The sequence below is a fragment of the Marinobacter sp. NFXS9 genome (genome assembly GCF_040148665.1).
GTDB lineage: Bacteria > Pseudomonadota > Gammaproteobacteria > Pseudomonadales > Oleiphilaceae > Marinobacter_A > Marinobacter_A mangrovi.
In genome coordinates, this window is the sequence record NZ_JAGDDW010000005.1 from 308,432 (window position 1) to 314,431 (window position 6,000).

At 60.6% G+C, this 6,000-nt stretch carries 4 protein-coding genes; 3 read left to right on the top strand and 1 reads right to left on the bottom strand.

All coding sequences use genetic code 11. The features are described 5' to 3' along the window. Positions 1-30: 30 nt before the first annotated feature. Positions 31-573: a DinB family protein gene (locus tag J3364_RS10720; protein ID WP_349558340.1), complete on the top strand. Its 543-nt coding sequence runs from the start codon at positions 31-33 to the stop codon at positions 571-573. Between the two features lie 30 nt (positions 574-603). On the opposite strand, the gene J3364_RS10725 is transcribed toward J3364_RS10720, so the two are convergent. After that, the gene (locus tag J3364_RS10725) at positions 604-975 is read right to left on the bottom strand and encodes a VOC family protein (RefSeq protein WP_123636152.1); all 372 of its coding nucleotides are present in this window, start codon (positions 973-975) and stop codon (positions 604-606) included. Positions 976-1,379: 404 nt separating this feature from the next. Here J3364_RS10725 and J3364_RS10730 point away from each other — a divergent pair, with 404 nt between their 5' ends. Continuing rightward, complete coding sequence (locus tag J3364_RS10730; protein WP_349558341.1) at positions 1,380-2,504, top strand: efflux RND transporter periplasmic adaptor subunit; 1,125 nt, start codon at positions 1,380-1,382, stop codon at positions 2,502-2,504. Further along, entirely contained in the window at positions 2,504-5,575 is a 3,072-nt protein-coding gene (locus tag J3364_RS10735) for an efflux RND transporter permease subunit (protein WP_349558342.1), read from the top strand. The genes J3364_RS10730 and J3364_RS10735 overlap by 1 nt, the downstream gene beginning before the upstream one ends. Positions 5,576-6,000: the final 425 nt, after the last annotated feature.

Here is a 6,000-nt window from a genome sequence, read left to right on the forward strand (position 1 = left end):
CGTATGGTCATCTCACCAAGGAGCGGAATCATGTCTTTGAAGCAGCAGTTCACTTTCATGGCGGATTACAACGCCTGGATGAACGGAAACCTCTACCGCCTCGCCGCCGAGCTGGACGACGGGGATCGGTCGCGGGATCTCGGCGCCTTTTTCGGTTCGATCGAAGGCACACTGAATCACATCCTGGTGGCGGACATCATGTGGGTAAACCGGTTCCGGGTACATCCGGCCCGCTATCGGTGCCTTGACGCGCTGGATCACTTCCCCACGCCCACAACCCTGTCGGAGACCCTCTACCCGAGCTTCGCCGAATTGCACCAGGCCCGTGACACCATGGACCGGGTGATCGCCGAGCTGATCGAAGCCAGTGACGAGCAGGATTACGCGGTTCCCCTGCATTACCGCAACGTCAAAGGGGAACCATTGACCCGCGCCTTCGGTCCCCTGCTGATGCACCTGTTCAATCATCAGACGCATCATCGCGGGCAGGCCAGCACGCTGTTCAATCAGTTGGGGGTCGACGTCGGCGTTACCGACCTGCTGGTGCGGATTCCCAACCAGGGCCCCGAATGACCGTAAGGCTGAGGGGCCCGGACTGACGCCTTAACCGAAGTGGAAGAAGGCGACCTTGTTGCCATCCGGATCGCGGATGTAGGCGCCGTAGAACTGATTGGGGATACGCTGCCCCGGCTCGCCATCGCAGGTGGCGCCGAGTTCAATCGCTTTGGCGTAAAACGCATCTACCGCTTCCTTGGAGCCGGGCTGCAGAGCCACCATGTTGCCGTTCCCCGGATGGTTGGGCTCTTTGTCATAGGGAATGCAGACCGCCACCATCGGCTCTTTCATGGAACGGCCGATAAACGCGATGCGCTCCATATCCAGCAGCAATTTGGCGCCCATGTCGGCCAGTAAGGCCGTATAGAAATCCTTGGCGCGATTCATATCACTGACACCCAGCGTGACGTAACCAATCATGGATCAACCTCCGGATTATTTTTTATGGATAACAACTTAAATACGTCTTAGTGGTCGACATCATGCCCGGAAATGTCATAGGTTTGCCATGATTCCGGCGTCAAAATCCAAATTCTGTAAAAAACCGTAGTTATTTAGGCAATATACGGGTTTTTACCTATGCAAGTGCGTGGTAAAAACATCTATTGGTGTCGGTTTGGATGGAACCTGGTGTGCGCTGCTGCTTTTTAGGCGGCCCTGTGCCCGAAAAGAAAAACGGAGCCACACGCCTACCCCCCGGTAGGGAAGACCAGACCTCCCCACACATTCACAGCCGTACCGGTGCCGAAGGACAGTCGGCGTGACCGGTTTCGTACAGCTGTGGCAATCATTCGTGTTTAAGTGACGGAAATCAGGACTTTCTCATGCGCACCGCGTCCCGCTTTGCCATTGTTATCGTAGCTCTCCTGGTCGTGCTCGGCGGCATTTTCGGCTATACCTTCTATCGCTTCGGCCAGATGCAGAAGCAGTTCTCACAGCCGCAGCCGCCGGCCACGATTGAAGCCACCACCGCAAAAAGCACCACCTGGGTCCAGTCCATCAAGGCGGTGGGCAGCGTAACCGCCGTGAACGGCATTGAAGTCGCCAACGAAGTGGCCGGCGTCATCAAGGAGTTGCGCTTCGAGTCCGGCGACCGCGTGGAAAAAGGCGATGTGCTGCTGACCATGGACAGCGCCACCGACGAGGCGGCCCTGCGCACCACCCGCGCCGAAGCCAAGCTCGCCGAGCAGCAATTCAAACGGACCGCCAACCTGCTGCCCAAGAAGGCCATTTCCCAGGCCGAGTACGACGAGGCCCAGGCCAACCTGGAAGCCGCCAACGCCCGTGTGAAGGAATCCGAGGCCACGCTTGAGAAGAAGGTCATCAAAGCGCCGTTTGCCGGCGTCCTGGGTCTGCGTCTGGTGGACCAGGGCCAGTACCTCGGCGTAGGCACGCCGATCGTCGAGATCAACATGCTGGATCCCATCTACGTGGACTACACCATCTCCGAGAAGGATCTGGCCAACGTGGATGTGGGGTATGACGTGGAGGCCACCGTGGCCGCACTGCCGGGTGAAACCTTCAAGGGCAAGGTCAGCGCCATCAACAGCTCGATCAGCCCCGAGACCCGGACCGTCCGCGTCCGCGCCACCCTGCGCAACCCGGATCGCGAACTGCGCCCGGGCATGTTCGCCACCGTTCAGACGGTTCGCCCGGCCGAACGCGACGTCGTGACCCTGCCGCGCACGGCGATCTCCTTTAACACTTACGGCGATTTCGTCTACGTGCTGAAGAAGAACGACGACGGCCAACTGGTCACTGAACGCCGCAGCGTCGAAACCGGCGCCACACGCGACGGCCGGGTTGAGGTCACGAAGAATCTCGAAGCCGGCGAGCGTGTGGTGGCGACGGCTCTGCTGCGCCTGCGGGCGGGCCAGGCGGTCGAGATCACCAAGGACGACGATGCCCCGGCCAAGGATGAAAACAGTGGCGAGGAGGCCAGCAACTGATGCGCTTCACGGACATATTCGTTAACCGGCCGGTACTGGCGACCGTCGTCAGTCTGCTGATCCTGCTACTCGGGGTCCGTAGTGCCATGGAAATGGAGGTGCGGGAGTATCCGTTGCTGGAAAGCACGACGGTCACCGTCACCACCAGTTATCCGGGCGCCAGTTCCGACCTGGTCAAGGGCTTTATCACGACGCCGCTGCAACAGGCCATCGCCGAAGCCAGCGGTATCGACTACCTGACCTCCACCAGCTCCCAGGGCACCTCCACCATTCAGGCCCATATGGAGCTGAACTACGACGCCAACGCGGCGCTGGCCGAAATCCAGGCCAAGGTGGCCAGTCAGCGCAACGTACTTCCGGCGGATGCACAGGACCCGGTCATCACGTCCGAGACCGGCGACAGCACGGCGTTGATGTACATCGCCTTCTACAGCGACACCATGGACGTGCCGAAGATCACCGACTACCTGACCCGTGTGGTCCAGCCCAAGCTGCAGGCCCTGCCCGGTGTGGGTAAAGCGGAATTGCTGGGCCGGACATTCGCGCTGCGGGTCTGGCTGGATCCGGAGCGCCTGGCGGCGGTCGACATGACCCCGTCCGACGTGGTGCAGATTCTGCTGAAGAACAACTATCAGGCGGCGGTCGGCAACACCAAGGGCGACCTGGTGCAGATCAGCCTGACCAGTGACACCGATATTGGCAGCGCCGAGCAGTTCAAGAACCTGGTCATCAAGGAAGACAAGGGCACGCTGATCCGTCTGGGCGACATCGCCCGGGTCGAACTGGGCTCTCAGAGCTACGAGAACCTGGCCCTGTACAAAGGCAAGCCGTCCACCTATGTCGCGATTAATCTGTCGCCGGGCGCCAACCCGCTGACCGTTGCCGGGCTGGTCAAAGGCGCCCTGCCGGATATCGAAGCCCAGCTGCCGGAAGAGCTGAAGGTGGAACTGCCGTACGATGCGTCCGAGTTCATCGACGACTCCATCAAGGAAGTCATCCAGACGCTCTGGGAAGCGGTCCTGATCGTATTGGTGGTGGTCTTCCTTTGCCTGGGGTCGCTGCGCGCGGCCATTATCCCGTCGGTGGCGGTGCCGCTGTCGATCATCGGCGGCGCCTTCGTGATGTTGGCGCTGGGCTACTCCCTGAACCTGCTCACCCTGCTGTCGATGGTACTGGCGATCGGGCTGGTGGTGGACGACGCCATCATCGTGGTGGAGAACGTGCACCGACACATCGAGGCGGGCGAATCCAGGTTCGACGCGGCGCTTAACGGCGCGCGGGAAATGGCAACGCCGATTATCGCCATGACCACAACACTGGTGGCGGTATACGCGCCGATCGGCTTTATGGGCGGTCTGGTGGGCTCGCTGTTCACAGAATTCGCCTTTACCCTCGCCGGCACCGTCGTGATCTCGGGCATCGTGGCGCTGACCCTGTCGCCGATGCTGTCGGGCAAGGTGCTCAAACCCCACGGCAACCCGACGAAGTTCGAGACCAAGGTCGAGAACTTCTTCAACGGACTGGCCGGCGCCTATCAGCGCGCCTTGTCCTCCAGCCTGGAGACCAAGTCCGTCACCATCTTCTTCGCGGTGATCGTGCTGTTGTCGATCGGTGGCATGGTCAAACTGAGCAAAAGCGAGCTGGCACCCAGTGAGGATCAGGGCATTCTGCTGTTCCAGGGCACCGCACCGCAGACGGCGACGCTGGACTATTTGCAGAAGTACGGCGATGAAATGCAGGACGAGTTCGAGAAGCTGCCCGGCTACGACGAGACCTTCATGCTGCTGGGCATCACCAGCCCCAACGCCGTGTTCGGCGGCTTCAAGATGAAGCCCTGGAGCGAGCGGGATATTTCCCAGTTCGAGGTCCAGCCGATCCTGCAGAAGGAGATCTCCAAGATTACCGGCCTGCAGACGGCGGTGTTCCCGATTCCGTCCCTGCCCGGTTCCAGCGGTGGTCTGCCGTTCCAGTTCGTCATCACCACCGGCAAGAGCTATGAAGAGCTCAATAAAGTGGCGGACGACCTGCTGGCCAAGGGCATGCAGAGTGGCAAGTTCATGTTCCTGCAGAAGTCGATCCAGTTCGACCGGCCGGTCACCACCATCAAGGTGGATCGCGACCGGGTCGCCGACCTGGGCCTGTCGATGCAGGATGTGGGTCAGGCCATGTCGAGCATGCTGGGTGGCGGCTATATCAACCGCTTCAACATGGAAGGCCGCTCCTACCAGGTCATTCCGCAGGTGGAGCGCAGCGCCCGCAAGAACGTGGAAGACCTGAACGACTACTACATCCGTGCCGACTCGGGCGAACTGGTGCCCTTGAGCAGCGTGATCAGCTTCAGCAAAGCGGTGGAACCGTCCCAGCGGACGCAGTTCAACCAGCAGAACTCCCTGACCATCCAGGGGATCCCGCTGGTGCCGCAGGGCGACGCCATCAACTTCATGAAGCAGGCGGCCAGCCAGGTGTTCCCGCAGGGCTTCACCTACGACTTTCAGGGGGACTCGCGCCAGTATGTGCAGCAGGGCAGCGCACTGGCGGTGACCTTCTTCCTGTCACTGCTGGTGATCTACCTGGTTCTGGCGGCCCAGTTCGAGAGCTGGCGTGACCCGTTCATCATCCTGGTGTCGGTGCCGATGTCCATTGCCGGGGCCATGGCGTTCATGGTGCTGGGTTTCACCACCATGAACATCTACACCCAGGTGGGGCTGATCACGCTGATCGGGGTGGTGTCGAAAAACGGGATACTGATCGTGGAGTTCGCCAACCTGTTGCAGCACGACAAGGGGCTGAACAAGCTTGAGGCCGTGATTGAGGCTGCCGCCATCCGGCTGCGCCCGATCATCATGACGTCCCTGGCGCTGATCGTGGCCATGGTGCCGCTGCTGATCGCGGTCGGCCCGGGTGCCCAGAGCCGCTTCGCCATCGGCCTGACCATTGCCACGGGCCTGGGCATCGGCACGCTGTTCACGCTGTTCGTGCTGCCGGCGTTCTACGTCCTGCTGGCGAAGGACCACAACGCCGATCAGGATGAAGCGGCCAAGGCGCATGCCGAGCCGTCTGAATCCCACTGATTGGTTGTGGTGAGAATGATAAGGGGCCCTTCGAGGGCCCCTTTTTTATTGCGCATTTATTGCGTATGCCCTGAGCAGACCTTGGGAGTCTGAAGCCAATGGCTGCCATCGCTTCCGTCGCCCAAGAGGGCCGTCCATGGCCGCTTAGGCGACGAGGACATCCTGTCCTCTGCTCCAGCGATGGCAGCCATTGGTTTCGATCTGACCTTGTGCAGGACGCCACAGGAGTAATAGATACAGGTCGGGAGGTAGGTAAGAACGGTGGGCGCTTGGCGGCGCCTAAGAAGCTGAAGCATCTTATATGGTCCCCTCCCTGTTGGTCACTCCCCCAGGTCAGTGAAGAACGGTTGCATTCGCATATCCGGCCTCTTCGTGGAAGCGTTCTGGCTTCCGGGCCCTCATGGGTTCCGCTCATCCTCAACTCC